This is a genomic window from Treponema sp. OMZ 805 (assembly GCF_050937395.1).
In the GTDB taxonomy this organism is placed as follows: Bacteria; Spirochaetota; Spirochaetia; order Treponematales; family Treponemataceae; genus Treponema.
In genome coordinates, this window is the sequence record NZ_JACCLP010000002.1 from 310,675 (window position 1) to 334,714 (window position 24,040).

Below are 24,040 nucleotides of genomic sequence, written 5' to 3' on the forward strand. Positions count from 1 at the left end.
TCTTTTAAAATTCTTGACTGGATAAGTAATAAATTATAGTATGGTGCGAATTATTCTTTATATAGACGAGAGGAGATTTGCCGATGACTACTGTAGTATCAAAACCGCCGAAAACTATTTTTGTCTTGAATTTTTTAATATACACCGGTGTTTTTATTTTTATTTTTTTATATGCATGGTATGTAAGAATACTTCCGCAAGATGCGCTCTTTAAAATTTTAATAGCGCCATCTACCTTATTGACCGCCTGTGCTACGATTGTTTTCCCAATTGTTCTTTATAAAAAGACTATGGCTATTGTCCTCAACTGGCAGACGGAAGAAGACGGTGTAAATAAGGCGAATAAAGCGTTGGGTTTATATTCAAAACTCAGTATCGGTGTCCCGATTGTATTAGCGACTGTAACTCCGGTTGTATCGCTGTTATGGATAGGCGTGAATTCGACAATACTGTTTATTGCGGCAATTTTTACATCGACAGGGTGCTTGTTTTTTGTAGCGCTCTTTTTTTATGTGATCTGGATTCAGAAGCTTGAACAATATGTAAATTTTTTACCGCTTGAGAGAAAGCATATTTCTATGTCGTACACGACGCGCGGTATGCTTGTCGGTTTTTTCCTTTTTGCAGGTATCATTTTCCTTTGCATATCTCCATTTTTAGCGAGTCTTTATAATGGGATGACTATTATAGAGACCGTAACACATTCGATTATTCCGATATCTATCGTGGTATTGCTGGGAGCTCTTTTTGTCAACTATACACTTTACAAGGGCATTAATACCGGAATCGAACTTATCGTTTCTTTTACCGATAAATTGGCGCTTGGAGATTTTACTCCGAATTATTTGGAATTGCGACGGCGTGATATTTTCGGACTTTTAGGAACGAGATTAAATCTGTTCCATAAAAATACGGTCTCTTTACTTACCGGTGTAAAAGATAATACGAGAGCGATGAAAGAGGCTATCGGGGTACTTTCGGTGAACACTGCACAAACAGCGGATTCGGCTCATCAAATACATAGCAACATCGAAGGCATAACGCAACAGGCTGTTACGCAGGCTACAAGTGTTACGGAAACATCCGCAGCTGTTGAAGAGATAATCAACACAATAACGCAACTGAATGCCAGTATTGAAATACAGGCGGAAAGTGTTGCTCAGTCTTCATCGTCGATAGAACAAATGACGGCGAATATCACGTCGATTACACAAACGCTGGAAAAAACCGATGAGGCGATTAAACGGCTTGCTGCAGCGACGGCAGATGGAAAAACAACAATCGTAAATTCCAACGCCGTAACGGAAAAAATAGCTGAGGAATCGGGCGGATTGATGGAAGCGAGTAATGTTATTCAAAATATTGCAAGCCAAACTAATCTTCTTGCAATGAATGCGGCAATCGAAGCTGCCCATGCAGGAGAAGCCGGTAAAGGCTTTGCAGTGGTTGCCGACGAAATACGGAAGTTAGCGGAAGAATCTTCCGCACAAGGTAAAAATATTACAATGACATTGAAAATGCTTGGCTCTGAAATTGGCAGCTTATCTACAGCATCAAAAACCGTTGAAGAAAAATTTACCAGTATTTTTGAACTTTCAGAACACGTAAAAACTATGAGCGCTAATCTTATGCGAGCGATGGAGGAACAAGGAAACGGCAATCGTGAAGTCTTGAATGCCATCTCAAATATAAAAACAGTAACTTTAGATGTCAAAAACGGCTCGGAACAAATGCTCAGAGATGGAACACAAGTTGCCGGCGAAATGCAAAAGCTTGATAGTCTTACAAAAACCATTACCGACAATATAAACATAATGGCGCACGAGGTTGTTCAGATAAATAATGCCGTACAGGAAGTGAACTCTATTACGCAGCAAAATAAAGGAGCAATCGAAAGCCTGTCTGAGGAAGTCGGTAAGTTTAAGGTTTAGGGAACGGGTATGTTATATCTTTTTAAGCGTTGCGACTTCATCGGGTGTAAGCTCACGACAAGAACCGGCAGCTAATTGCCGGTCGAGCGTAACGCCGCCCATCGAAATCCGCTTGAGGTAGACTACTTCGTTTCCGAGCGCTTTTATCATTTTTTTTACTTGATGGTATTTTCCTTCGCAGATATGCATCAAAAAAGCCCATTCCGTTTTTATGTTGTGTGCTTCCGTGCGTTCAAAGGTTGCGGGAAGGCAGGTGAAGCTCTTTCCGAGTGCTAATCCTTGACTGCAAGCCGTTTGGGCGACGTTAAACTCGGCTTCGGTGAAAGGGGCTGCCGTTTCAAGATAATAGCTTTTGATGCAGGCGGATTTCGGAGCGGTAAGCCGATGAGTGAGTTCTCCGTCATCGGTAATGATGAGCAGTCCTTCGGTGTCAATGTCGAGTCGCCCGATGGGAAAAAGCTTCATTGCGGAAAAAGGAGACGGAAGCAGCTCCATAACGGTGCAGTGCAGCGGATCGGCGGTAGAAGTAACAACCCCTGCCGGTTTGTTGAGCATAAGGTAACAGCAGGTACGGAGATACAGTTTTTCCCCGTTCCGTAAAAGCATATCGTGTTCAGGGTCAAGCAGCGTCCCTGCATCAGTTACCCGTATGCCGTTGATTCGGAAATCTTCTTTGCGTAAAAGCCGCCGTATATCTTTCCGCGAGCCCAACCCGTTTGCTGCAAGTATTTTATCTATCCTAACAAGCATATTCTGCAAATATTATACCTGTTCGATGTTGTCGGACAGGGTTACTGTTTAATCCACAGTCAGGCGGCGGTACAGAGCTCGCACCCCTTCAGCGCCATTGCTCAATAATGCAGTGATGCAGGGACGCCCGATCATTACCTGTGCCGCACCGAGCCGTTTCGCAGCGGCGATATCCGCACGGCTCCGCAATCCACCATCTACCCATACCTCGCCTGCAAACTTATGGAGCGTACTGCCGTACTCGGCTAAAAAATCCGCCGTGCTGCCGCGCCTTGTTTCTATCCTGCCGCCGTGATTGGAAATAACCGCAACATCGGGACGCAGCTCTCGTACCAGCTCGACATTTTCGGGTGAAAAGATTCCTTTGATGGCAAATGGCTTTTGTGCATACCGCTGTATCTCTTTTAGGCTCTGAGCGTCTTTTTGCTCAAGGTGAACAAGATTGCGCATCGTTACAATGTTATAGGAATCAATATCGATCCCTATAATATCGGCAGAGCTGCGTACCCAATCTATCCGTTCAAAGATACGGGGATTAGGATACGGCTTAATGAACACTGCTCCGGTTTTTCCATACCGCTGTAGGGCTGCAAGACCGCCCTGTATCTTTGCATCGGGGTAACCGTCTCCGATACTGAGCAAAAAACCTGCTTCGGCACAGGCTTCAATTAAATCAAAATAAAATGCAGCTTCATCTTCGTAGCCGACGTTTTCGACTCCGCCGGTAATAGGCGCCAATCTAATGGGTGGTAGCTCATCATTATACGGTGTATCGGTGTAATACTTCTGCCATGCGGCGCAGTTGCTGATAAAATTGGCGCTCTCGAACACGCCGCCCATCCCGGGCAGTTCATCGATACAGCCGTGTCCGTCGCATTCGGCACAAAAATGACATTTATATCCGCTCATAATTTGTCTACAATAGGGGGAGTGTTTTATGCATTTATAAATTACGTTTTAGTGCAATCTTGGCTTCGAACATAGAAGTAGGAGTGGCGTAGAGGAGCGGATAAATCGAACAACGAAGGTCAAGATCGCAGGGGCCGATATTCCATGTATAGAACGGCGTCAGCGCTATCAGCATTGACTGTATGTTTACGGGGCGGGTTATCGGCATTGCAACAAAGCTGTGGAAACCTCCCTGCATTTTATCAAACTCAATATTTCCGAATCCGAAGAACATATTCAACCCGCCGTATAGCTCATTATGAATGATCGTAAAGGGCTTTATCAGTGGCGTAACAGGAAAAAGACTGCCGGATTGAGTGTCCCGAATCTTAGAAACAAAAAATGTAAAATCAAAATTGACATGTTCAAGCATAATACGCGGTTCAAAAAACGCATAGATATTTCCGATAACATCCTGTTTGAGTGTTGCGCTTCTAAAATTCGTTTTATGCAAACCAACTTGTGTAAAAATAGCGACATTGTTATGAGGAATGAAGAGTACGGAAAGGGATGCTGCGCCGGATATCTTTGCCGCATTATCGGTAATATGAAAGGAAAGGTACGTGTTGGTGATGGCCGCATTGGAGAAAACACCTCCCTGCGTATATATGCCGTATTCTTGCTCGGTTTTTTTTATCCGCCCGTTCCAGCCGAAAGATCCTCCAACATACCCTGTGTTCAAAATGAGTCCTGCAGCACTGATACCTACGCTTTCACGAGGACGTGGTGGGGTAAAAAGTGCAGCAATATCGTTTTCATACATTTTTACCGGACGCATACCGTGTTTAAGAAAATCAAAGCTATAGCGTTCGCCCGTAAGACTTTGATGCTCTCCGGTAAAAATTGATAAAATCAGCGGCTTGCCTCCGAGATTGGGAAAGTTCAGAGAAAAATCAATAAAAGTAAATTGTCCCGGTGTCCGTGACTGTTGCTCCGGATGGAAAAAACGCAGGACATCAGGAACATAGAGTGCAAGGTTTAGGTCGCTATAAAAACGTTCTCCGTGCAGCAAACGGAAGTTTATGGACGATTCTTGGACTATACTGAATTGCGACGAGCTTCCCGGCTGTTTGGCTCCCGATATCCCGAAGTTAAATTTAGGTACGTTAAACTCTACGGCTGCGGCAGTGTATATTATCGAAAAACACACAAAGATACGCATTATATTTTTTTTCATTTAAGACTCCCTATGGGCATTTCTAAAAGCTCGGTTAGCTTTTAGAAATGCCCGACGAGTTTAAAATTAAGTCTTATCCAATAATAACTTAATTTTAAACGTCGCAACTAAATTTAAGGAAAACCTCTAAAAACTGAAATTTTTAGAGATTCCTTATACAGTGTCGGTATTTTTTCAGTGCTGCTTGATTCCTTTCCGCAGGCGCAGAGAGAGCATCTCCAGCAAAATAACGGTACCGAAAATAGTGTATGTGATAGCGCCGACCTCTTGTATATCATAATAGAGATTGCCTGCCATGAATAGATAATACCCGATACCGCCTGATCCTGCGGCGGCGCCGATTGCGACGGCATTGATAAAATTGATTTCGAAGCGGAAAAATGTCCATGAAATAATGGACGTTGCAGCCACCGGAATAACCGCTTGCGTAATAATGCCGAAAAATCCCGCTCCGCACGCCCGCAAAGCATCGATCGTATCGCGGTTAATCTGTTCAAAGCTTTCGGAGAACACTTTTACCAAATAGGCAATGCTGTGAAAGCACATACCGATAACGGCGGCATCGGTGCCGATATTAACCGTAACCGAGAAAACCAACACCCAGATAATTGTGGGGATTGAGCGGATAACTGCGGTGATAATACGGATTATTTTTACAACGGCTGAAGGGGCAATATTTCGGGCAGCCCCGAGAGCCAAAAAAAACGCGATAGCAGCGCCGCCGATTGTAGTTAAAATCGACAGTGCAAAACTGATACCGAGTGAGTACGCGAGTTCGCCGAGCGGAAGATGATCCGAGCGCTTCGGCTGCAAAAAAAGGATGCGTCCGTAGTGGAGCAGATTATGCCATGAATCTTTCCAATCGATTGTTTCCTGCGCAAGCAAGAAGCATCCCCAGATACTAATGCCGAAAAGGACAGCAAATACGATAGAGAGCGTCCATTGTTTTTTTCTCGGTGATCGGCATCGGTCAATATGAGCATGGGGTTTCATAGTAATATCCTTCTCACCGTGTTGGAAATACTGTCGATGCAGAGTACGAGTATCATCAATACACAAATGATAAGCCCTGCCTCAGGATAGCGAAAGCTCTTAAAATATAGATTGAAGAGAAAGCCGATTCCCGTGCCTGTTAAAATTCCAATGAGTGCGGAGTCTCTGACATTTGTTTCTATCGCGTAGAGCAGCCATGAAATAAAGAGCGGGAGAACATTCGGTAATACGCCGTGGATGATAATCGGCATATACGGTACACCGGCTGCTTCCAACGCCGTATACGATTCTTCGGCATGAGAGTCGATAATTTCGGTAAATGCACGGGTTAAATGTCCTGCGGTTATAAAGAAAAGAGCTAAAAAGCCTGTTACGGCATTTTGCTTAAAGGACAACAGCAATAGAATAGACCATGCAGGAAGTGGGATGTTTCTAAAAAAAGATGCGGCTCCGGAACAGACAATACGCAGTATACGGAACCGTCCGGTTGTTTGAGAACCGGCAACTGCCGCTATGCAGGCAACGCAAAAAGCGATAGTTGATGCCGTTATTGCGGTAACGGCGGTGTACAGCGAAGTCTTAAAAATGAGCGGCAGCACTGAAAGCGATTGTGCTGATGGGAAGAAGTTCCTTATCAGCCAATACAGGCCGCGCGGGATGCCGGTTAACGCATTCCATACCGTCAACCCTGTCATAATTGCCGAAACAACATATAACACGGCAGCACTGAAAAAAACAGTCAACGTTCTTAATTTTTTTTTCTTGAAGAAAGATCCCGAAGAGGGCGCTTTCCAGCGTCGATGTGATTCAAATGCAGGGCTTTGTCTGTCTATTGGAATATCAAATTTCATGGCAGTCTTTCTTTTCGGGATGGGATCCGGAAGAAAAAATAGTATGCAGTGCTTTTTCCGAAAGTTCTTCCGGTTTTCCGTCAAAGACCACGTTTCCGTTGCGTAAACCGATAATTCTGTCGGAATATCGTTTTGCATATTCAACATTGTGCAGATTCATAATACACGTAAGATTCCGCGTTCTAACTATTTTTTCGATATAATCAAGGATATCTTGTGCACTTTGCGGATCGAGCGAAGATACCGGCTCATCGCATAAAAGTATTTGCGGATTTTGCATCAATGCCCGCGCAATGCCGGTACGCTGTTTTTGTCCGCCGCTTAAATCTGCACACCGCTGATAAAGGTAATCCGAAAGCCCGAGTTCTTCAAGTATTGCCAGCGCTTGAGTTCTCTCTTCCTGCGTATACAGTCCGCATAGACTGCGGTACAGCGGTAAAGCGCCGAGGCAGCCGTGGAGCGTATTCTCAAGAACAGTGAGCCGCTCTACCAGATTGTAGTTTTGAAAAATCATGCCGATTTTTCTACGGACTTGTTTTAATCGGCGGCTGTTCATTTTTTGGAGTATTTCATCGTCGATTTTAACCGTACCGGCAGTACAGTCGATGAGCCGATTGATACAACGGATAAAGGTTGTCTTACCTGCACCCGAAGGTCCGATAACGGAAACCATCGAACCCTGTTCAATCGTAAGATTGATAGAATCCAGTGCAAGTCTGTCCCCTGCATAGCGCTTTGAAACATTTTTAAAGGTGATCAACACTTCAAACCTTGTCAGGCGGCTGTAGAACAGCCGCTGTGTTTATTCTTTAATCAACATCAAGTAAGATACCGGATGATACTGCATTACTTGGTAGAATTTCTAAGTTCATCGTACCATGCATCATCGGTAGCAACCAACCGCGTCTTTTCGGAATACTTAGGATATATGCCCTTTTTACCGGAATCCTTTACGTTAAAAATTCCGGGATTATTTGCCGTTTTGTCCGAAGTCAGCGCTTCTCGTATCTTTTGTATATCCGCGGCTGAAACCGTGTTCGTATTGACGGTAATCGGCGCATTTAAGACGGGGATGGAGCGGATTACGGTCATTTCACTTCCTGCAAAGGATGTGAATGGTTCATCAGCTCCTTCGGTTACGCGATAAACTGCGCCTGTTCTATAATCTTCACCTTCAAGCAGTTCATACACGCCGATTGTTTGCGGGATAGCAAAAGCTGCGGCATCTGCATCGCCGCGGAAAAGGTTTACCTGCGAGCCTTGATGAGAACCGGCAAATAACACCTTGGAAAATACTTTGTCGCTCAATATAAGGTCGTCGGTATTATCAAGAGAAAAAGCAGCTGCTAAAACTTTTGCGGGAATAACAAAGCCCGAAGTAGAGCTTGCCGCCACAAACGACATTCTTTTTCCTTTTAATAGGCTTAAATCAAAACTACCATCCGCTTTTCTATAGGTACCGGCATCTTTCCGCTGCACGCCGATAAAGCTGTAATACTTTGCATCGTCAAGCGTCCCGCTGGAACCCGAATTAGTCGCAATAGGGATAACGGCGCTGTTCCGCTTGTGAGCGGTCAGGTATCCTTCGGCGCCGACATAAGCCATATCGGCCTTGCCGGAAACGAGCGCTTCCAATGCGATGTTATAATCGGTCGTGGTAAGAATTTCAACATCGCGACCGACGGCTTCTTTTAAAATTTCTTGGAATGCTGCGCGGGCATCTTTCATGGATTCGCTTGACTCATTTGGATAAAAAACCATTGTAAGCGGTTTTTGTTCAGCTTTGCTGCATGAACAAACAAGCACAACTGAAAGGCACATCATACAAAGAAACGGTTTAACATACCGCAGCGTCTTTTCTGCTGATGAAGTGGCTGCAGCACAAAATAAAGAGGATTTCATCACTTTCTCCACATTTTAGGAAATCGCTAAAAGCAGTCTTTAGCGTTTTTTTGATTATGGGCGCCAGTCTACTATAATTGAAGTCTTTATGCAACCGCCCGCCGATTCTGCTATGCCGCGGCACGGATAGTATTATTCCGCTTTTTGTGTTACTATCGCCGCATGATCGGATTTTTTCTCAAAAAAAATTTTTTTGACGGATGGGATAATTTTCTCCCGCTCGCTCTTTTCAATATTGCATGTATACTGATTGTTTTTTTATTCTTCGGCTTGTCCTACCTACTGTCATCAATGCCGACGCTGTCTTTATTGAGCTTGTTTGTTTGTCTCATATTGATGGGAGTGCTGCTTTTAGCCGTCTCTCATTTGATGTCCCGTATAGCCGATTATAAATCGTTTTCATTGAAAGAAATCGGCGGAGAAATCAAACGTACGTGGCGACACGGTGTTTTATTCTCATTAGTCGAAACTTTTTGTTGGGTTGTTGTCGGAGTCGCCGTTCCCTACTATTTTTCATTTCACAATTTTCTCGGTCTTTTTCTCGGTATCAGTGTCATCTGGATTTTTGCGGTTATACAGCTGTCACTTTTATGGTTCTTTCCGATACGGAGTCGGCTGGAATCGAATTTTCGCAAATGCCTTAAAAAGTGCTTTATTATTTTTTTTGATAATACCGGATTCACGCTCTTTATGCTGCTGTACAGCGTCGTCCTCGTTATATTGACCCCGTTCTTAGCTTTTTTGGTGCCGGGCTTTTCGGGACTCTTGCTTGCATGGAACAATGCTTTTAAACTGAGAATGTATAAGTATGATTGGATGGAGCAGCATCCTGAAATACCGATTCAGACCGTGAGGAAACAAATACCATGGGATGAATTGCTGGCGGAAGATCGGGAAACAGTCGGAACACGGACAATCCGCAATCTTATTTTTCCGTGGAAAGATTGATAAGCATAGCTGTCTCTGAAGACTCGATTGGTTTTTAGAGATCATTCATAATGATTTTGATACGTTTGACAAGGAGGATATGATGAGTGTTCATATTGGAGCAAAACAAGGCGAAATTGCAGAACGGATATTGTTACCGGGCGATCCGCTGCGGGCAAAGTTCGTTGCCGAAAATTTTTTGGAAAATGCGCACTGCTACAATGAAGTCCGCGGTATGTATGGGTTTACCGGCACGTATAAGGGTATAAAGGTTTCCGTGCAGGGAACCGGTATGGGGCAGCCTTCTATTTCCATTTATGTAAATGAGCTTTTCCGTGAATACGGCGTGCAGAAGGCTATCCGTATCGGTACTGCGGGAGCTTTGCAAAAAGATATTCCGCTGCGTTCATTGATTATCGGGATGAGCGCTGCGACTAACTCAGGGACAAATACGCTCCGTTTCCGCGGAACCCAGTTCGCGCCTACAGCGGACTGGAAGCTTTTAAAACATGCTTATGATGCGGCAGTTCGTCTCGGTTACAATCCGTTGGTTGGTCCCATTGCTTCCTCTGATGTCTTTTATGACGAACTTGAAACGTGGAAGCTCTGGTCGCGGTACGGTCTTTTGGCGATTGAGATGGAAGCTGCCGAGCTGTATACCCTTGCTGCACAGTATAAGCGGCAGGCGCTCGCACTGCTAACCATATCCGACAATATGGTTACGCATGAAGAAACCACTGCGGAAGAGCGGCAATTGTCTTTTACCGCGATGATGCAAACCGCACTTGAGGCAATTATCGCCGAATAAATATAAATTGAAAGAAAGCGGGGATGTCTCAAAAGTTGGTTTACTTTTTCGATAACCTGTTCCCACTTTTTTGTAAAATTTCAAGCCGTTTTGTTATTGGTGACGCATATATATGGTATGAATATCATCAATAACAAAACACTTGACGGCAACACAACGCCTGACGGCGAAATCCTGTACTCTTTTGAATCGGAGGCGCCGCTTCCCGATACGGAAAGCTGTCCCGTAATTTTTGAATCGGATAATCCCGAATACAGCTTGGAAAAAACAGCCGATGCTGTTTCGCTCTGTGCTCAGACCGTATTCGGGATTCCGGCACTGTATCCATGGCAGCGGCTCGTGATTGCCAACATCCTCGATGCCGTACACGCCGCGGAAGCGGTAGCAGCTGCCGACGCTGCTGCCGCACAGCTGTCCGGAAATGCTGCAATGCAGGGCGGAATTTCTACAGCGCCGTTCGGAACCGCGGTATCGCAAACGGAGCCGGATTTTCTGTCCGGCACAGGCGAGCCTTTAAGCGAGCTTTACGATGAAGACGGTGTGCTGCGGGGTAGGCAGATTGTTTTGTTGCCGACCGGCGCGGGGAAATCGCTGTGCTTTCAGGTACCGGCGCTGTTGCTGGATAAGCCGACGCTTATTATCTATCCGCTTTTAGCCTTGATGAGTGATCAGATGCGCCGGATGTGCGAAGGCAATCTTGAACCGGTGTTGTTCCGCGGCGGTCAAAGCGGACAGGAACGAGCCGCGCAGTATGCCCGCCTTGAAGGAACGGACGGGAAACCTCCTGCAAAGCTCATCATTGCCAATCCCGAAATTCTGATGCAGGAAGAAGTGTTAAACCGTATTGCAAAGCGCGGCATTGCCCACCTCGCTATAGATGAGGCTCACTGCGTCAGCGAATGGGGAGACAGCTTTCGGCCGGCCTACCAAACCTTAAAACAGGTTATCGAAACGCTGAAGCCGCCTGCCGTTACCGCTTTTACCGCAACGGCAGGCAACGAGGTGTTGAAGCGTATCGGTGAGGTGCTTTTTGACGGACGGGTTCATCTGGTACGTGGGGAATCGGATCGTACCAATATTGCCTATTATGTACGGCAATGCCGCGTAAAGGCGCCTGCCCTGTTGCAAGAGGTTATGCAGCGGCAGCGCCCGATGGTTATTTTCTGTGCGACGCGGAACGGCACGGAACAAACTGCCGCATTTTTACGCTATACGCTGCGGGATCGGGCGATTCGATTTTATCATGCAGGCTTACAGCGGGATGAAAAAGATGAGGTGGAGCAATGGTTCCATCAGCACGACAGTGCGATACTGGTAACCACCTGTGCGTGGGGGATGGGCGTCGATAAAAAGAATGTACGCACCGTGATCCACCTCAATGCGTCGCCCACTGCCGAAGCATACATACAAGAAGCGGGCAGGGGAGGGCGGGACGGTAATCCTGCACAGGCAGTCTTGCTGTGGAGTCCCGAGGACAAGGCACGGATCGCGCTATTGCCTGAAAAACAGCGGAAACGGGCGGAGATACTCGTTAATTTTGCTGAAAGCGGTCGCTGCCGGCGCGAGGTTCTGCTCGAAGCGCTCGGAGAAGTGCGGGCTGTTCCGCTTCGTGCAGGAGATGAAAGCATCGCCTGTTCCGGTTGCGATATCTGTAACGGAACTGCGCTTCTGTATCCGCAAGATGAGCGGGAATTGATTGCATTTATAGCGGTCAATAAGCGAAAGTTTACCGCCCCGCAGCTTATCCGCGTATTACACGAAAACCTTCCGCTCTGGCGCGCCGGCGATATTGGCAGCCTTGTTTCGCAGCTTATCCAAGAGCGGAAAATCCGCCCTGCCAATGCGTTTTTCTGGAAAGGAGCGCTTATATGTTAGGGTAAACGCAGCAGGTTCTTTTGAAAATATACGACGCATCTACTGCGTCGCACGCTGAAAATAAATGCTCAACGTATCAAAGATACGCCGCCGCTTTATTTTCAGCTAGCTCCTTGTATCTGCATCGTCTATTTTCAAAAGGCTACGGAGAGGCTGTTCAAATGGTCTCACAGCCTCAATAATTCTGCGCTGTTTATCTACTCGACCTAATGCGTTTACCCGTCTGCAATGTCCATTCTTGCATTTTTTCATATAACAGAGTATATTTTTATCGGATATAAAACTATTGGCAGGTGTATGAACTCTGCCATTCACATAACGGAGGAATACAATGGTTAAAACAGTAAGAGATGTAGATCTTCACGGCAAGCGTGTTATCATGCGGGTTGATTTTAATGTTCCGATGAAGGACGGGGTTGTGCAGGACGATACGCGAATCGTTGCAGCATTACCGACTATCAAATATATTTTAGAGCAAAAGCCGCGTTCGTTGGTGTTGATGAGCCACCTCGGCGATCCTGCCAAAGATTCAAAGAAAGCTGAGGAAAAAGCGGCTAAGGACGGCAAGCCGTTTGACAAAGAGGCCTACATCGCCGGTAAGCATAAGATGAAGCCGGTAGCGGCATATTTGGAAAAACTGTTAGGTATGCCCGTTCGGCTTGCCGATTCCTGCAAAGGACAAAAGGCGGTAGTCGATGCACTTCCCGAAGGCGGTATCTTGATGCTTGAGAATACGCGCTTCCATCCCGAAGAAACCTCGAAGGACACTGCAGAACAGGAAACACTTGCCAAAGAGCTTGCCTCCTACGGCGATGTATACGTCAACGACGCATTCGGAACTGCACACCGTGCTCATGCTTCTACGGCAACCATCGCGAAATTTATGAAGGTAAAAGTTGCCGGTTTTTTAATGGAGAAAGAAGTTAAATATATTGAACCGATGGTAAAAAATCCGCCCAAACCGATGGTCGCCATCATCGGCGGCGCAAAAGTTTCTTCAAAAATTGCCGTACTGGATAGTCTTTTGAAAAATGCCGCTGCGCTGATTATCGGCGGCGGTATGGCGTATACCTTCCTTAAAGCGCAAGGCCATTCAATCGGGAAATCCTTGGTGGAAGATGATTTTATCGACACGGCAAAGAAACTTTTAACCGATGCCGAGGCAAAGGGCGTTAAAATAATCCTGCCGGTAGACCATATTTGCGCCGCCTCTTTTGCCGCCGATGCAAAACCGGAAAGCGTGGACGGCTGCGACATCCCCGATTCGCTTATGGGAATGGATGTCGGGCATAAAACCATCGAATTGTACAAGGCAGAGATTTTGAACGCAAAGTCCATCGTATGGAACGGCCCGGTCGGCGTGTTTGAATTTGAAGCTTTCTCCCACGGAACGGAAGCGGTTGCCCGCCTTGTGGCCGAAGCAACCGGAAAAGGCGCAGTAACGGTAGTCGGCGGCGGCGACTCCGTTGCAGCCGTCAACAAGTTCCATCTTGCCGATAAAATGAGCCACGTATCTACCGGCGGCGGCGCCTCACTCGAATTCTTGGAAGGGAAAACATTGCCGGGCATCGCCTGCCTCGATGCATAAACGAAGGTATCATGAAAGAATTTACCTGTGTTTCCTGCCCTATGGGCTGTAGACTCCGAGCAATTGAAAAAGACGGCGCCTACACAATAGAAGGATATAGCTGTAAGCGAGGGCTTGAGTACGGCTTGCAGGAAATGAAAGATCCTCGAAGAAATATCAGCTCGACGGTGCGCATTGAAAACGGCTTTTTATCGGCGCTTCCCGTTAAAACCGCTGCGCCTATTCCGAAAGGCATGATTTTTCAGGTGATGGCGGAGATCAACAAAATCAGGGTAACGGCACCGGTAAAGACAGGAGCAGTCATTATTCCCGACGTGCTGCATACGGGCATCGACATTGTCGCAACCCGCGATATGCCGTGCCGCGCTGAGTAGTGTATGATGCAATGGCGCCGATTTTGACACGCCATACAATCACGAGCCTATAACAAAACGGCCGGTAATTCTTGCTGAACTACCGGTCGTTGCCGTTTACACATTGCATTTCAAGGTAACCTGTTCAGAAACGGAAGTTTCCGAACAGGTTTATTTTCGGTCGAACATCTCTAAAGTATCTGAAAAAACTCAGGTATAGCATTTAGAGATGCTTCATCACGATATCTTTCCGTTAAAATTCTGCGCTTGTTGCAACGGTGTCGGTCTTGAGTTTTAAGAAAGCGGTAAATTCATCGACGGACATCGTTTTTTGCGCTCCTTTCAAAAGCCGGACGGTAACACTGTTGTTCTGCTTTTCCTTTTCGCCGACAATAAGCTGATACGGAATTTTTTGTTCCTGATACTTCCGTATCTTCGCGTTCATACGGTCGGTATCAATATCAGCCTTTACGCGGAAGCCGGCTTTTGAAAGAGACGCTGCGATACCTTCGGCATATTCGTTAAATACGGGAGCGACGGGAATAACCATTGCCTGCACCGGAGAGAGCCACGGCGGCAGCGCACCGCCGAATTGTTCAATCAAAATACCGATAAACCGCTCCAGTGAACCGAGCGCCGCGCGGTGCAGCATGACGGGCTGATGCTTTTGGTTATCCTCTCCGATATACTCGGCATTCAATCGGTCTTTAGAAGGCAGTTGATAGTCCGCCTGTATGGTGCCGCATTGCCATTCACGTCCAAGCGCATCGACAAGCGTAAACTCCAGCTTCGGCCCGTAAAAAGCTCCTTCTCCGGGGGCGATCTCGTACTCAAGACCGGCGGCTTTACACGCTTCCGCAAGCGCATTCTCTGCCCTATCCCACGTTGCATCATCACCGACACGTTTTTCAGGCCGCGTAGAAAACTTGACGAGTATAGCTTTATCGTCAAAGCCGAAATCTCGATAGAGCGATTTAAGCAGGTTACAGAACTTGCACACTTCGGAGGAAATTTGTTCTTCCGTACAGAAAATATGCGCGTCATCCTGCACAAAGCCGCGCACCCGCATAATCCCATGCAGCGAACCGGACGGTTCATTCCGCGTACAGGAGCCGAACTCCGCAATACGCAGCGGCAAATCGCGGTAGCTCTTTATTCCCTGTTTAAAGATTTCAACGTGCCCGGGACAGTTCATCGGTTTAAGCGCAAACACCCGTTTCTCGCTTTCGGTGATAAACATATTTTCCTTGTATTTTTCCCAGTGCCCCGAACGAAGCCAGAGACTCTGCGGCATAACAAAGGGGGTATTTACCTCAACATAGCCGTCCTCTTTAATCTTTTGGCGTACATGCTGCTGTACGGTTAAATAGAGCGTCCAGCCGTTCGGGTGCCAGAATACTTCGCCGGGATTGTCTTCTTCGATATGGAATAAATCGAGTTCCCGTCCTATTTTGCGGTGATCGTTTTTCTCCGCTTCCGCCTGCATCGTCAGATAGGTTTTAAGGTCATTGGGCGTTTCCCATGCCGTACCATAGATACGGGTCAGCATCGGACGTTTTTCATCGCCACGCCAATAGGCTCCCGCAATTTTTTGCAGCTTAAAACTTTGAGCGTTAATTTCTTTTGAATTGGCAACATGCGGCCCTCTGCATAAATCGACAAAATTACCCGACCGGTAAATCGAGATTTCCGCATCTTGAGGTAAATCATTGATAAGTTCGCACTTATACGGTTGATCCTTAAAAAGCTCAAGCGCTTGTTGCCTACTGACGATTTCTTTTACAAAGTTCTGCGGAGTTGATAAAAGACGGCGCATTTCTTTTTCGATACGAGCAAGATCATCCTGCGTGATCGATGTCGGAAGGTCAAAATCATAATAAAATCCATGTTCAACGGCAGGCCCAATAGCGACCTTTGTGCCGGGGAATAAATTCATAACAGCTTCTGCCATTATGTGCGCAATACTGTGCCGTAGTAACGGTAATTTTTCCGATTTCGGTAATGAATAGTTCATACGACCTCCCTTTTATATCTTCCATTATATAAATATAAATAAAAGCATACCGCCGAATTTTTAGGCTGTCAAGATACCATAAAACTGTCTGCATAAATGCTAGTCAAAAAATCTTGCGCAAAAGTCTGTTATCCGATAATCTGACAGTATGGAAACTCAGTATAAACTTTCTTTCGCTTCGGATTATATGGAAGGAGCACACCCTGCGATTATTCAGCGCCTCGTACAGACAAATATGGAACAAACGGCAGGCTACGGAACCGATGAATACTGCGAACGGGCTCGCTCCCTTATCAAAAAAGCGTGCGAATGCCCTGAGGCCGCTGTGCATTTTCTTGTCGGCGGTACTCAGACAAATGCAACGGTTATCGATGCGCTCCTCAAGCGGTATGAAGGCGTAATCGCGGCACAGACAGGGCATGTTGCCGTACACGAAGCGGGCGCGATAGAGTTCGGCGGGCATAAGGTACTCCCCCTTGCCTGCGACAAAGGTAAAATCACCGCCGCTTCGGTTAAGCGGTATCTACAGGATTTTTATGCGGACGGAAACTACGAGCACATGGTGCATCCGGGAATGGTGTACATCTCGCAGCCGACGGAATACGGAACGCTCTACACCAAGCAGGAGATGAGCGCGATCAGTGCAGTGTGCCGCGAGTATCATATTCCGCTGTATGTTGACGGAGCGCGGCTTGCGTATGCGCTTGCTTGCAAAGAAAACGATGTAACGCTTGCCGACCTTGCAGCGCTCTGCGATGTCTTTTACATCGGCGGCACGAAATGCGGCACACTCTTCGGAGAAGCGGTTGTTATTCCCGATCCGAAACGTAGCCCGCATTTTTTTACCATTATGAAACAGCACGGTGCGTTACTCGCAAAAGGAAGACTGCTCGGCATTCAGTTTGAAACGCTTTTTACCGATGACCTGTATCTCCGTATCGGGGAAAATGCGATCCGTACCGCCGATGCCATTCGCACCTTTCTTGACTCTCACGGGTATGAACAATATTTTACGGCGCCGACAAATCAGATTTTTATCGTCCTTGAAAATACACGCTATGCAGAACTTTCAAAAAAAATCGCATTCGGGTTTTGGGAAAAGAAAGATGATTCGCACACCGTTGTCCGCATCGCAACCGACTGGGCAACCACACCTGAGAACGTAGAAAAGCTCTTACAAGCACTTGCATAAACGACAGGACGTTCAAAGGAAAATACTATGGGAAAGGCCATTGCATATAGTTTTGACTGCAAGTTGTGGCTCTGCCACAACATTGCTACTGCGTGGAACAACCGCCATCCATGGCGGTTGAGGAACAGCGGGTATTAAACCCGCCGCACGAATAAAAGGCGGAGTACAGGCCTTTGCCGCGGTCTGTATCGCACTGTTGTACGGCTGGGTATTTATCGCCTTGGGAATAGCCGCAATTATCATCATACTGCGGCGTCGGAAGGCAGGGTAAACGCATCAGGCCGTCTTTTTAACAACCCCGCGGAAAAATTGATACTATTCGACCAGAGTTGAACCTCTTCGCGGTTCAAATGGTCTCACAGTCTCAATTTTTCCGCGATTTTTATCTACTTTACCTGATACGTTTACCCATTTACTGGGAAAATGTGCGAAATTTTATTTCCTTAAAATGCAACAGTTGAACAAAATATGAATTTTGGAAACTGTTGCATTCGTGCGCGAAAAGCGCACACATCAATACGCAAGTTTTCGAAAGAAAACTTGACGGTTAAGGTGAGCGGCGTCATTGTAGACGCTCACCTTATACCTATGAAATTTCGCACAGAAGGAAGGCAACCGCTGAAAATATTTTTAATGCGGTTGCCCTGCATCGGAAGGATAAGGCTGAGAAAGCACAATAGAAAATTTTATGTGAATAGGTATAATGACAGACAAAGAGATACTGAAAGAATTACGAACAATAACAAAAAATAAAGCAAATTGGGTGACAGCGATTGATGATGTCGCAGCAAAACTCGGCGAACAGTATTCAGCGGATGTACAAGCAAAAGCGTTGTGGCTTCTCGGTGAAATGGGAAAGCGGCTGCCGCATTCTGTAGAACCGTACTTGGAAAAACTGGCATGGTTTGCACAACATGATCCGCATCCTGTTGTTCGTATTCACAGCAGCGGCGCAATTCGCATAACGAAAAAAGTATTGGAGGAAAGTAAACATGCCGCAGATAAGTAAAGGCGGAAAATATATATTCGGTTGGTCTGAGATACGGGAAGATGGAGCACTCATCTTTCCGCTACCGGCAGTGGAAGAATATAAATTACACCAAGAGCAATATATTTACATCGTTTCCGGCAGTAAGCAGACGGGCGGATTTTGTGTGATGAGCGAGCCCCTACTTTCCCGCTCAACACTCAATCACATCTTAAAAGAAAACCCTCGTTTGGCGGATAGGACACTCAAAGAGGGTGAGTTGATTTCATATAAGGGAAGAAAATACGGCTGGCTTACCTTGAAAGATAACGGAGTTCGTCTTTCAGAATCTTTAATGCAGATGTTGGATATAAAGACGGGAGATAAACTGTTGGCAATTCGAAGCAGTGATATTGCTTTTACTATGGGTGCAAAAGGTTCCTTAATACAAAAAGCAAATGAATATACCGGAGAAATAGAAGTCTTCTGATCTCTGTATATGGTGACAAAATAGAAAACTTACACAGGTAAAAAGTACAAATCAGACTTATAAAAATGAACTGAGAACCATGTAATGACAATATATTGATATTGCACGAAAAATAGATATAATATACTTCAAACGGAGATTGATAGTATGGCAACAACAAATTTAAATATCAGAACCGATAAAGAAATGAAGGAGCAAGCAGAAGCTATTTTTTTTGAATTGGGGCTTACGATGACAACTGCTATCAATATGTTTTTAAGAACAACCATTAGAGAAAATGGAATCCCGTTTGCTTTAAAATTAGATATTCCCAATGCAACTACAGTGTCAGCAATAGAAGAAGGTAGAAAAATTGCTTATGATGATAGTGTAAAAGGATATTCGAATATAGACGATTTAAGAAAAGCATTGGAAATATGAAATACGAAGTAAAATTTACAACTCAATTTAAAAAAGACCTTAAACTTGCAAAAAAACAGAACAAAAACTTAGATAAGCTGTTAGAAGTTATTAATTTACTTTCAAATGGCGAAAAACTTGAAGCTAAGTATAGAGATCACGATTTATCAGGCAGCTATAAAGGAACCAGAGAGTGTCACATAGAACCGGATTGGCTGTTGGTGTATGAAATTAGAAATGATGTACTCGTACTTATGCTTTATAGACTTGGCTCACATTCAGAGCTTTTTAAGAAATAGGGAAAATTTCCCATCATACGAATAAAAGAGAAGAAAGCTTTGCATACCGAAAAAAAATGATATCAGGAGTAAAAACTATGACGGTAAAAAAGATAGCGATTATCAGTCTTTCGCGGGGCTTGCTCGGTGAGTCGTTTATTAAACACGAGGAAGAATTGGGCTTTAAGCGTTTACGTGCGTATGGGATAGAAGTTGTTACTACTGCGAATGCCTGTAAAGGAATTGATTTTCTTCAAAGTCATCCCGAAGCCCGTGCGCAGGATTTATTGGATGCTTTCTCCGATCCGTCTATCGATATGATTCTGTGTGCAATCGGCGGGGACGACACATACAAGCTGCTGCCGTATTTATTTGAACATGATGAATTACGGAAGGCGGTACAGCATAGCAAAAAGATTTTTCTCGGATTCTCCGATACAACTATGAATCATTTTATGCTGCATAATGTAGGCGTAAACACTTTTTACGGTCAGTCGTTTGTGGCGGATATCTGTGAACTTGAAGATGAAATGCTGCCGTATTCAAAAAAATATTTTGAAGAATTGATTACAACCGGCACAATAAAAGAAATCCGCCCGAGCGATATGTGGTATAGTGAGCGTACGGCATTTGATGAATCACAGATCGGTGTAAAAAGAGTGCGGCACCGGAACAATGGATTTGAATTGTTGCAAGGGAATTCCGTATTCTCCGGCGCTATTCTCGGAGGCTGCATTGAAACGATGTATGATATGTTTGACAACACCCGCCATAAGGATAGCCCTGCTTTGTGCCGCCGCTATAATCTTTTTCCGAGCATTGATGATTGGCATGGTAAAATACTGCTTTTGGAATCGAGCGAAGAACATACAAAACCGGAGCTCTATCAAAAGATGCTGCAAGCCTTAAACACTACCGGCATTTTTGAAGTTATAAACGGTATCCTTGTCGGCAAGCCTATGGACGAAGTATATTACGAAGACTACAAACGTCTTTTAATCAGCGAAATCAATAAACCGGATTTGCCGATTGTGTACAACGTTAATATCGGACACGCAACACCGCGGTGTATTATTCCGCTCGGCATTGAGGCGACAGTTGATGCGGATAAACAGGTTATACGGTTTGCATGAAAGTCCTAAGATAAACATTTTACAAAAGGCAATGCTTCAAATGTGTGATTTTCCAGCATACTGATTAAACGGCAAGCCGTACCGGTTGGACGATTTGTTCCTTTTTCCCATGCTTCTACTGTCTTAAGTGAAACACCCATGTAATTTGCAAACAAAACCTGCGTCATCCCAACGGAATTTCTTATGTGTTTTATTTCAATGTTATTATATTTTTTTATAGGTTGAATTTCATACACGGTTTTACGGCCTTTTAATTCACCTCGTTCAATAGCAACCGCTTCATTTAAGCCGGTCATTAGACTATCAAAAAAATCACTCATGTTCTTTCCTCCAATTCCTTGCAGTTCCAATCATCACATCGCCTGCCTCCGGATTTTTGATAAAGAATTGTTGCAATTCAGCCAAATCATCATCATTAAATCCAAGTGCAAACCACCTTTTTGTGAACGATGGCGTTTCTATAAATTCTCTTCTCATCTTATCTTTTACACGATACCCTATAAAATAGGGTCTTGTCAACGGTATGCCCTGAATACTTCCCAATCTATCTATCGATATGATATTATTCCGCTCGGCGTTGAGGCGACAGTTGATGCGGATGAACAGGTTATACGGTTTGCGTAAAAGAGGAGCTAAAAAATGACATGTATTCATTTTGTAAGGCATTGTCAATCGGATCATACGAAAAGCGGCGATGAGCGGCTTCGGCCTTTGACGAAAGAAGGTCTTGAGGACTCCCACGCAGTGTTGCATTATCTTAAAGATAAAAAAATTGATGTGTTTATCTCAAGTCCATATAAACGAAGCTATGACACGATCGCAAAAGCTGCCGAATATTATCATCTACAAATAAAAACCGATGAAAGATTGAGGGAACGAAAATCAGGCAAAAACGGGAATACTTTTGAACTGTTCAAAAAGCGATGGGCGGATAAAAATTACGCGGAAGAGGATGGGGAATCGCTTTATTCCGTGCAAAAAAGAAATATCGAAGCGCTTAAGGAAATAATGGAAATCTATCGGGATAAAAATATCGTAATAGGAACCCACGGTACCGCTTTAAGTACCATTCTCAATTATTATAATCCGGCATTTTGCTGCGATAGTTTTATGAGAATAATTGACTATATGCCGTATATTGTAAAACTTGGGTTTGACGGAGCGCAGTACGCCGGAATGACTGAGGAACTTATTATCAAAAAAGAATAAACCTGTTCGGAAACGGAAGTTCCCGAACAGGTTTAATACAACTGACCGCAGCGTAGGAACTATTGATTACGCAGTCCGCCGCCGTTTTGCGTTTATTACATTAAAATCCAAGAAGTCAGCTATTGAAAAATTTTGTGATAATCGGCATATTGGTACAGATATAGTATTAAAAAATAAAGCAGAATTGGAACAAAAGGTTACCTATGAGGTGTTACCGCTTCTTTACGAATATCATAAAGGAGAACTGCTTAAAACTTTATCGTATCCGCGGCGTAAATTTGTCCGACGCGGCTTTCTCCTTTAAAATAAACTGGAGCTTACCGGTAATGTTCGACATAACGAAACAATTGTCCTATGCGGATCTCTCCACGGCACTTGACTCGGGTTCCGACCTTAGCAGTATGAATTTTGCCGGTCTTACGCTTACCGGCATTAATTTTTCAGGGAAAAGATTTACCGGTTGCTCGTTTGCGCATAGCTGTTTTACGGACTGTTCCTTTACGGGTATACGGATACGGCTCTCTTTTTTTGACTTTGCCTGTTTTGTACATTGCACTTTTGATAAAGCTGATATTCAGTTTTCATGCTTTGCGGGAAGCACTTTTGAAAATACCGTTTTTACCGATTCGGAATTACTCATCAATAATTTTACTGGGGTTACGACACGTGAATGTAGCTTTAAGGATTCGGATTTATACGGTTCCCGTTTTATTCACTGCTCGCTGCATAAGACACCGTTCGAAAATTGCAATATAAAAAAAGTGTCTTTTCTAAAAAACACCTATGCCGATGTATCATTTAAATACTCCAATACACGTGTCGCTCATTTTGATACTGAGGAATTTATAAAATGAAAATATATCCTCACTATTCGAATGAAGGTTTTGTCAATAGCTACCTTGTCGGCAATGAGATACGCAAAGAAGCGCTGATTATCGATCCGGGAAAGATAACCGGAGAAGTAATCGGTCATATTGAAAAGAACGGTTATAGGCTTAGCGCTGTCTGTATTACACATAATCACATCCGTCACTATGGGTACGGGCTTCCGACGTTGTTAAAAATTTATAATCCACGCATATATGCAGCGGATCAAGTGCTCGTCGGTAAACATGGAAAGATGCTGCGGGGTGATTGCGCGCTTTCAATTGCCGGTTTTTCCGTCGAATGTTTTTCGGTGCCCGGACATTCACCCGATTCCTATCTATTTAAAATAAATAACTGTATTTTTACCGGCGACAGTCTTACCGCAGGGATCGTCGGCAGTACGCTGCATAGTTTTGCCGCAAAAACGCTTGCTGAGCAGCTTGAGAAAAAACTGTTTATTTATGATGATGCGCTCATCCTTTTGCCCGGGCATGGTCCGCCGACTACGATCGGAGTGGAACGTGACTTTACGCATGCAAATCTAAGGGGAAAACCGGTGAGTTCACCTCACCCCTAGAGCTGAGGTTTCTATTTGTTTCCGTGATAAGCGATGAAAAGCGATGAAAGAAGGTTGACAGAGTGAGGTGATATGTAGTAATATTGCCGACGCTGCATCTTATCACTGCCGAGTAGCTGAAAATAGTGCAGCAGAATGAAAAAAAAGCTGTTAAGCTTATCAATTTCTTCTATAAAATATAATGTGTTTATATTATGCCGCGGTGCGAAGGTGGTAAGTATTGCTGATGTCTTTTGTTTTTTTTCTGTGTGTTTTTGATAATGAAAGAAAATTAAAAAAAACAAAAGAAAAAAGCAAAATGCGCTTGACAAAATGAATGGTTTTATGATACATTCTTTTTCGCTTGCGATGCACTGGAGCAGTGCGCCGTAGCAACTGGTCTTTGAAATAAAAGGGAAGGGAAAGAAGAAAAAGCCAAAGAGCAAAATCTTTGGTAAGGAAAAATAAGCGTAGAACAAAGAATAGGGAGAAAAGAAGGAACATAAAACAGCGTAATAGTTGTTTTATGGTGTTATTTTTTTTCTCTCGAAGGTCAACGTTCCTAAAAATAAGAAACGGGACCGGCTTAAAATTATTGAGATCAGACGCCCTTCGGGGTGTTTGAAATAAAATAATGGAGAGTTTGATCCTGGCTCAGAACGAACGCTGGCGGCGCGTCTTAAGCATGCAAGTCGAACGGCAAGAGAGAAGCTTGCTTCTCTCCTAGAGTGGCGGACTGGTGAGGAACACGTGGGTAATCTACCCTTAAGATGGGGATAGCTGTTAGAAATAGCAGGTAATACCGAATATACTTAGTGCTTCATAAGAGGTA

25 protein-coding genes and 1 rRNA gene are annotated in these 24,040 nt (G+C 44.7%); 16 read left to right on the forward strand and 10 right to left on the reverse strand.

Annotated elements, in window-relative coordinates; all coding sequences use genetic code 11:
- Positions 1–83: 83 nt before the first annotated feature.
- Complete coding sequence (locus HGH47_RS03275; RefSeq protein WP_253675542.1) at positions 84–1,931, forward strand: methyl-accepting chemotaxis protein; 1,848 nt, start codon at positions 84–86, stop codon at positions 1,929–1,931.
- Positions 1,932–1,943: 12 nt separating this feature from the next.
- On the opposite strand, the gene HGH47_RS03280 is transcribed toward HGH47_RS03275, so the two are convergent.
- The 7 genes from HGH47_RS03280 to HGH47_RS03310 form a co-directional block, all read right to left on the reverse strand.
- A complete protein-coding gene (locus tag HGH47_RS03280; protein WP_212565315.1) occupies positions 1,944–2,681 on the reverse strand; it encodes a 16S rRNA pseudouridine(516) synthase in 738 nt (245 codons plus the stop codon).
- A 48-nt stretch (positions 2,682–2,729) separates the two neighbouring features.
- The gene (locus HGH47_RS03285; protein ID WP_212565314.1) at positions 2,730–3,590 is read right to left on the reverse strand and encodes an alpha-hydroxy-acid oxidizing protein; all 861 of its coding nucleotides are present in this window, start codon (positions 3,588–3,590) and stop codon (positions 2,730–2,732) included.
- Between the two features lie 34 nt (positions 3,591–3,624).
- Complete coding sequence (locus HGH47_RS03290; RefSeq protein ID WP_212565313.1) at positions 3,625–4,806, reverse strand: hypothetical protein; 1,182 nt, start codon at positions 4,804–4,806, stop codon at positions 3,625–3,627.
- 174 nt (positions 4,807–4,980) lie between these two features.
- Complete coding sequence (locus tag HGH47_RS03295) at positions 4,981–5,799, reverse strand: PhnE/PtxC family ABC transporter permease (RefSeq protein ID WP_212565312.1); 819 nt, start codon at positions 5,797–5,799, stop codon at positions 4,981–4,983.
- A complete protein-coding gene (locus tag HGH47_RS03300; RefSeq protein ID WP_212565311.1) occupies positions 5,796–6,650 on the reverse strand; it encodes an ABC transporter permease subunit in 855 nt (284 codons plus the stop codon). Before HGH47_RS03300 ends, HGH47_RS03295 begins: the two co-directional genes overlap by 4 nt.
- Positions 6,640–7,413 (reverse strand): phosphonate ABC transporter ATP-binding protein, encoded by a 774-nt coding sequence (gene phnC, locus HGH47_RS03305; protein WP_212565310.1) that lies wholly within the window; start codon positions 7,411–7,413, stop codon positions 6,640–6,642. Before phnC ends, HGH47_RS03300 begins: the two co-directional genes overlap by 11 nt.
- Positions 7,414–7,496: 83 nt before the next feature.
- Complete coding sequence (locus tag HGH47_RS03310) at positions 7,497–8,552, reverse strand: phosphate/phosphite/phosphonate ABC transporter substrate-binding protein (protein ID WP_230974415.1); 1,056 nt, start codon at positions 8,550–8,552, stop codon at positions 7,497–7,499.
- A gap of 162 nt (positions 8,553–8,714) precedes the next feature.
- Between HGH47_RS03310 and HGH47_RS03315 the strand changes: the two genes are divergently transcribed.
- The 5 genes from HGH47_RS03315 to HGH47_RS03335 all read left to right on the forward strand — a co-directional run bounded on the left by HGH47_RS03315 (position 8,715) and on the right by HGH47_RS03335 (position 14,124).
- Positions 8,715–9,500, forward strand: coding sequence for a hypothetical protein (locus HGH47_RS03315; RefSeq protein ID WP_212565309.1), 786 nt, complete (start codon positions 8,715–8,717; stop codon positions 9,498–9,500).
- An 82-nt stretch (positions 9,501–9,582) separates the two neighbouring features.
- Positions 9,583–10,287, forward strand: a complete 705-nt coding sequence (deoD, locus tag HGH47_RS03320) for a purine-nucleoside phosphorylase (RefSeq protein ID WP_212565308.1) — start codon at positions 9,583–9,585, stop codon at positions 10,285–10,287.
- Between the two features lie 117 nt (positions 10,288–10,404).
- Positions 10,405–12,162, forward strand: a complete 1,758-nt coding sequence (locus tag HGH47_RS03325; RefSeq protein WP_212565307.1) for a RecQ family ATP-dependent DNA helicase — start codon at positions 10,405–10,407, stop codon at positions 12,160–12,162.
- A gap of 331 nt (positions 12,163–12,493) precedes the next feature.
- Positions 12,494–13,750 carry a phosphoglycerate kinase gene (locus tag HGH47_RS03330; protein ID WP_162663988.1) on the forward strand — a complete coding sequence of 419 codons (1,257 nt, stop codon included), beginning with the start codon at positions 12,494–12,496 and terminating at the stop codon, positions 13,748–13,750.
- Positions 13,751–13,761: 11 nt separating this feature from the next.
- A complete protein-coding gene (locus HGH47_RS03335) occupies positions 13,762–14,124 on the forward strand; it encodes a DUF1667 domain-containing protein (protein WP_162663989.1) in 363 nt (120 codons plus the stop codon).
- Between the two features lie 232 nt (positions 14,125–14,356).
- Here HGH47_RS03335 and thrS read toward each other — a convergent pair whose 3' ends face one another.
- Positions 14,357–16,117 carry a threonine--tRNA ligase gene (thrS, locus tag HGH47_RS03340; protein WP_212565306.1) on the reverse strand — a complete coding sequence of 587 codons (1,761 nt, stop codon included), beginning with the start codon at positions 16,115–16,117 and terminating at the stop codon, positions 14,357–14,359.
- A 148-nt stretch (positions 16,118–16,265) separates the two neighbouring features.
- On the opposite strand from thrS, the gene HGH47_RS03345 reads away from it, so the two are divergent.
- From HGH47_RS03345 to HGH47_RS03370, 6 genes are all read left to right on the forward strand, one after another.
- On the forward strand, positions 16,266–17,309 hold the full coding sequence (locus HGH47_RS03345; RefSeq protein WP_212565305.1) for a threonine aldolase family protein: 1,044 nt from the start codon (positions 16,266–16,268) through the stop codon (positions 17,307–17,309).
- A gap of 703 nt (positions 17,310–18,012) precedes the next feature.
- Entirely contained in the window at positions 18,013–18,318 is a 306-nt protein-coding gene (locus tag HGH47_RS03350; RefSeq protein WP_212565304.1) for a hypothetical protein, read from the forward strand.
- Positions 18,302–18,766, forward strand: a complete 465-nt coding sequence (locus tag HGH47_RS03355) for a hypothetical protein (protein WP_212565303.1) — start codon at positions 18,302–18,304, stop codon at positions 18,764–18,766. The genes HGH47_RS03350 and HGH47_RS03355 overlap by 17 nt, the downstream gene beginning before the upstream one ends.
- Before the next feature lie 147 nt (positions 18,767–18,913).
- Positions 18,914–19,186, forward strand: coding sequence for a type II toxin-antitoxin system RelB/DinJ family antitoxin (locus HGH47_RS03360; protein WP_006188742.1), 273 nt, complete (start codon positions 18,914–18,916; stop codon positions 19,184–19,186).
- Positions 19,183–19,464 (forward strand): type II toxin-antitoxin system YafQ family toxin, encoded by a 282-nt coding sequence (locus HGH47_RS03365; protein WP_212565302.1) that lies wholly within the window; start codon positions 19,183–19,185, stop codon positions 19,462–19,464. The genes HGH47_RS03360 and HGH47_RS03365 overlap by 4 nt, the downstream gene beginning before the upstream one ends.
- A 77-nt stretch (positions 19,465–19,541) precedes the next feature.
- The gene (locus HGH47_RS03370) at positions 19,542–20,576 is read left to right on the forward strand and encodes a S66 family peptidase (RefSeq protein WP_212565301.1); all 1,035 of its coding nucleotides are present in this window, start codon (positions 19,542–19,544) and stop codon (positions 20,574–20,576) included.
- A 5-nt stretch (positions 20,577–20,581) separates the two neighbouring features.
- Here HGH47_RS03370 and HGH47_RS03375 read toward each other — a convergent pair whose 3' ends face one another.
- Together HGH47_RS03375 and HGH47_RS03380 are read right to left on the reverse strand one after the other, a co-directional pair.
- Entirely contained in the window at positions 20,582–20,896 is a 315-nt protein-coding gene (locus HGH47_RS03375) for a helix-turn-helix domain-containing protein (protein ID WP_016523404.1), read from the reverse strand.
- Positions 20,889–21,053, reverse strand: coding sequence for a hypothetical protein (locus HGH47_RS03380; protein ID WP_432910353.1), 165 nt, complete (start codon positions 21,051–21,053; stop codon positions 20,889–20,891). Before HGH47_RS03380 ends, HGH47_RS03375 begins: the two co-directional genes overlap by 8 nt.
- Before the next feature lie 162 nt (positions 21,054–21,215).
- Here HGH47_RS03380 and HGH47_RS03385 point away from each other — a divergent pair, with 162 nt between their 5' ends.
- The 4 genes from HGH47_RS03385 to HGH47_RS03400 all read left to right on the forward strand — a co-directional run.
- Positions 21,216–21,785 (forward strand): histidine phosphatase family protein, encoded by a 570-nt coding sequence (locus tag HGH47_RS03385; protein WP_212565300.1) that lies wholly within the window; start codon positions 21,216–21,218, stop codon positions 21,783–21,785.
- Between the two features lie 326 nt (positions 21,786–22,111).
- Positions 22,112–22,639, forward strand: coding sequence for a pentapeptide repeat-containing protein (locus HGH47_RS03390; RefSeq protein ID WP_212565299.1), 528 nt, complete (start codon positions 22,112–22,114; stop codon positions 22,637–22,639).
- A complete protein-coding gene (locus tag HGH47_RS03395; protein WP_212565298.1) occupies positions 22,636–23,229 on the forward strand; it encodes an MBL fold metallo-hydrolase in 594 nt (197 codons plus the stop codon). Before HGH47_RS03390 ends, HGH47_RS03395 begins: the two co-directional genes overlap by 4 nt.
- 610 nt (positions 23,230–23,839) lie before the next feature.
- Positions 23,840–24,040, forward strand: a 16S ribosomal RNA gene (locus HGH47_RS03400); the annotation flags it as partial.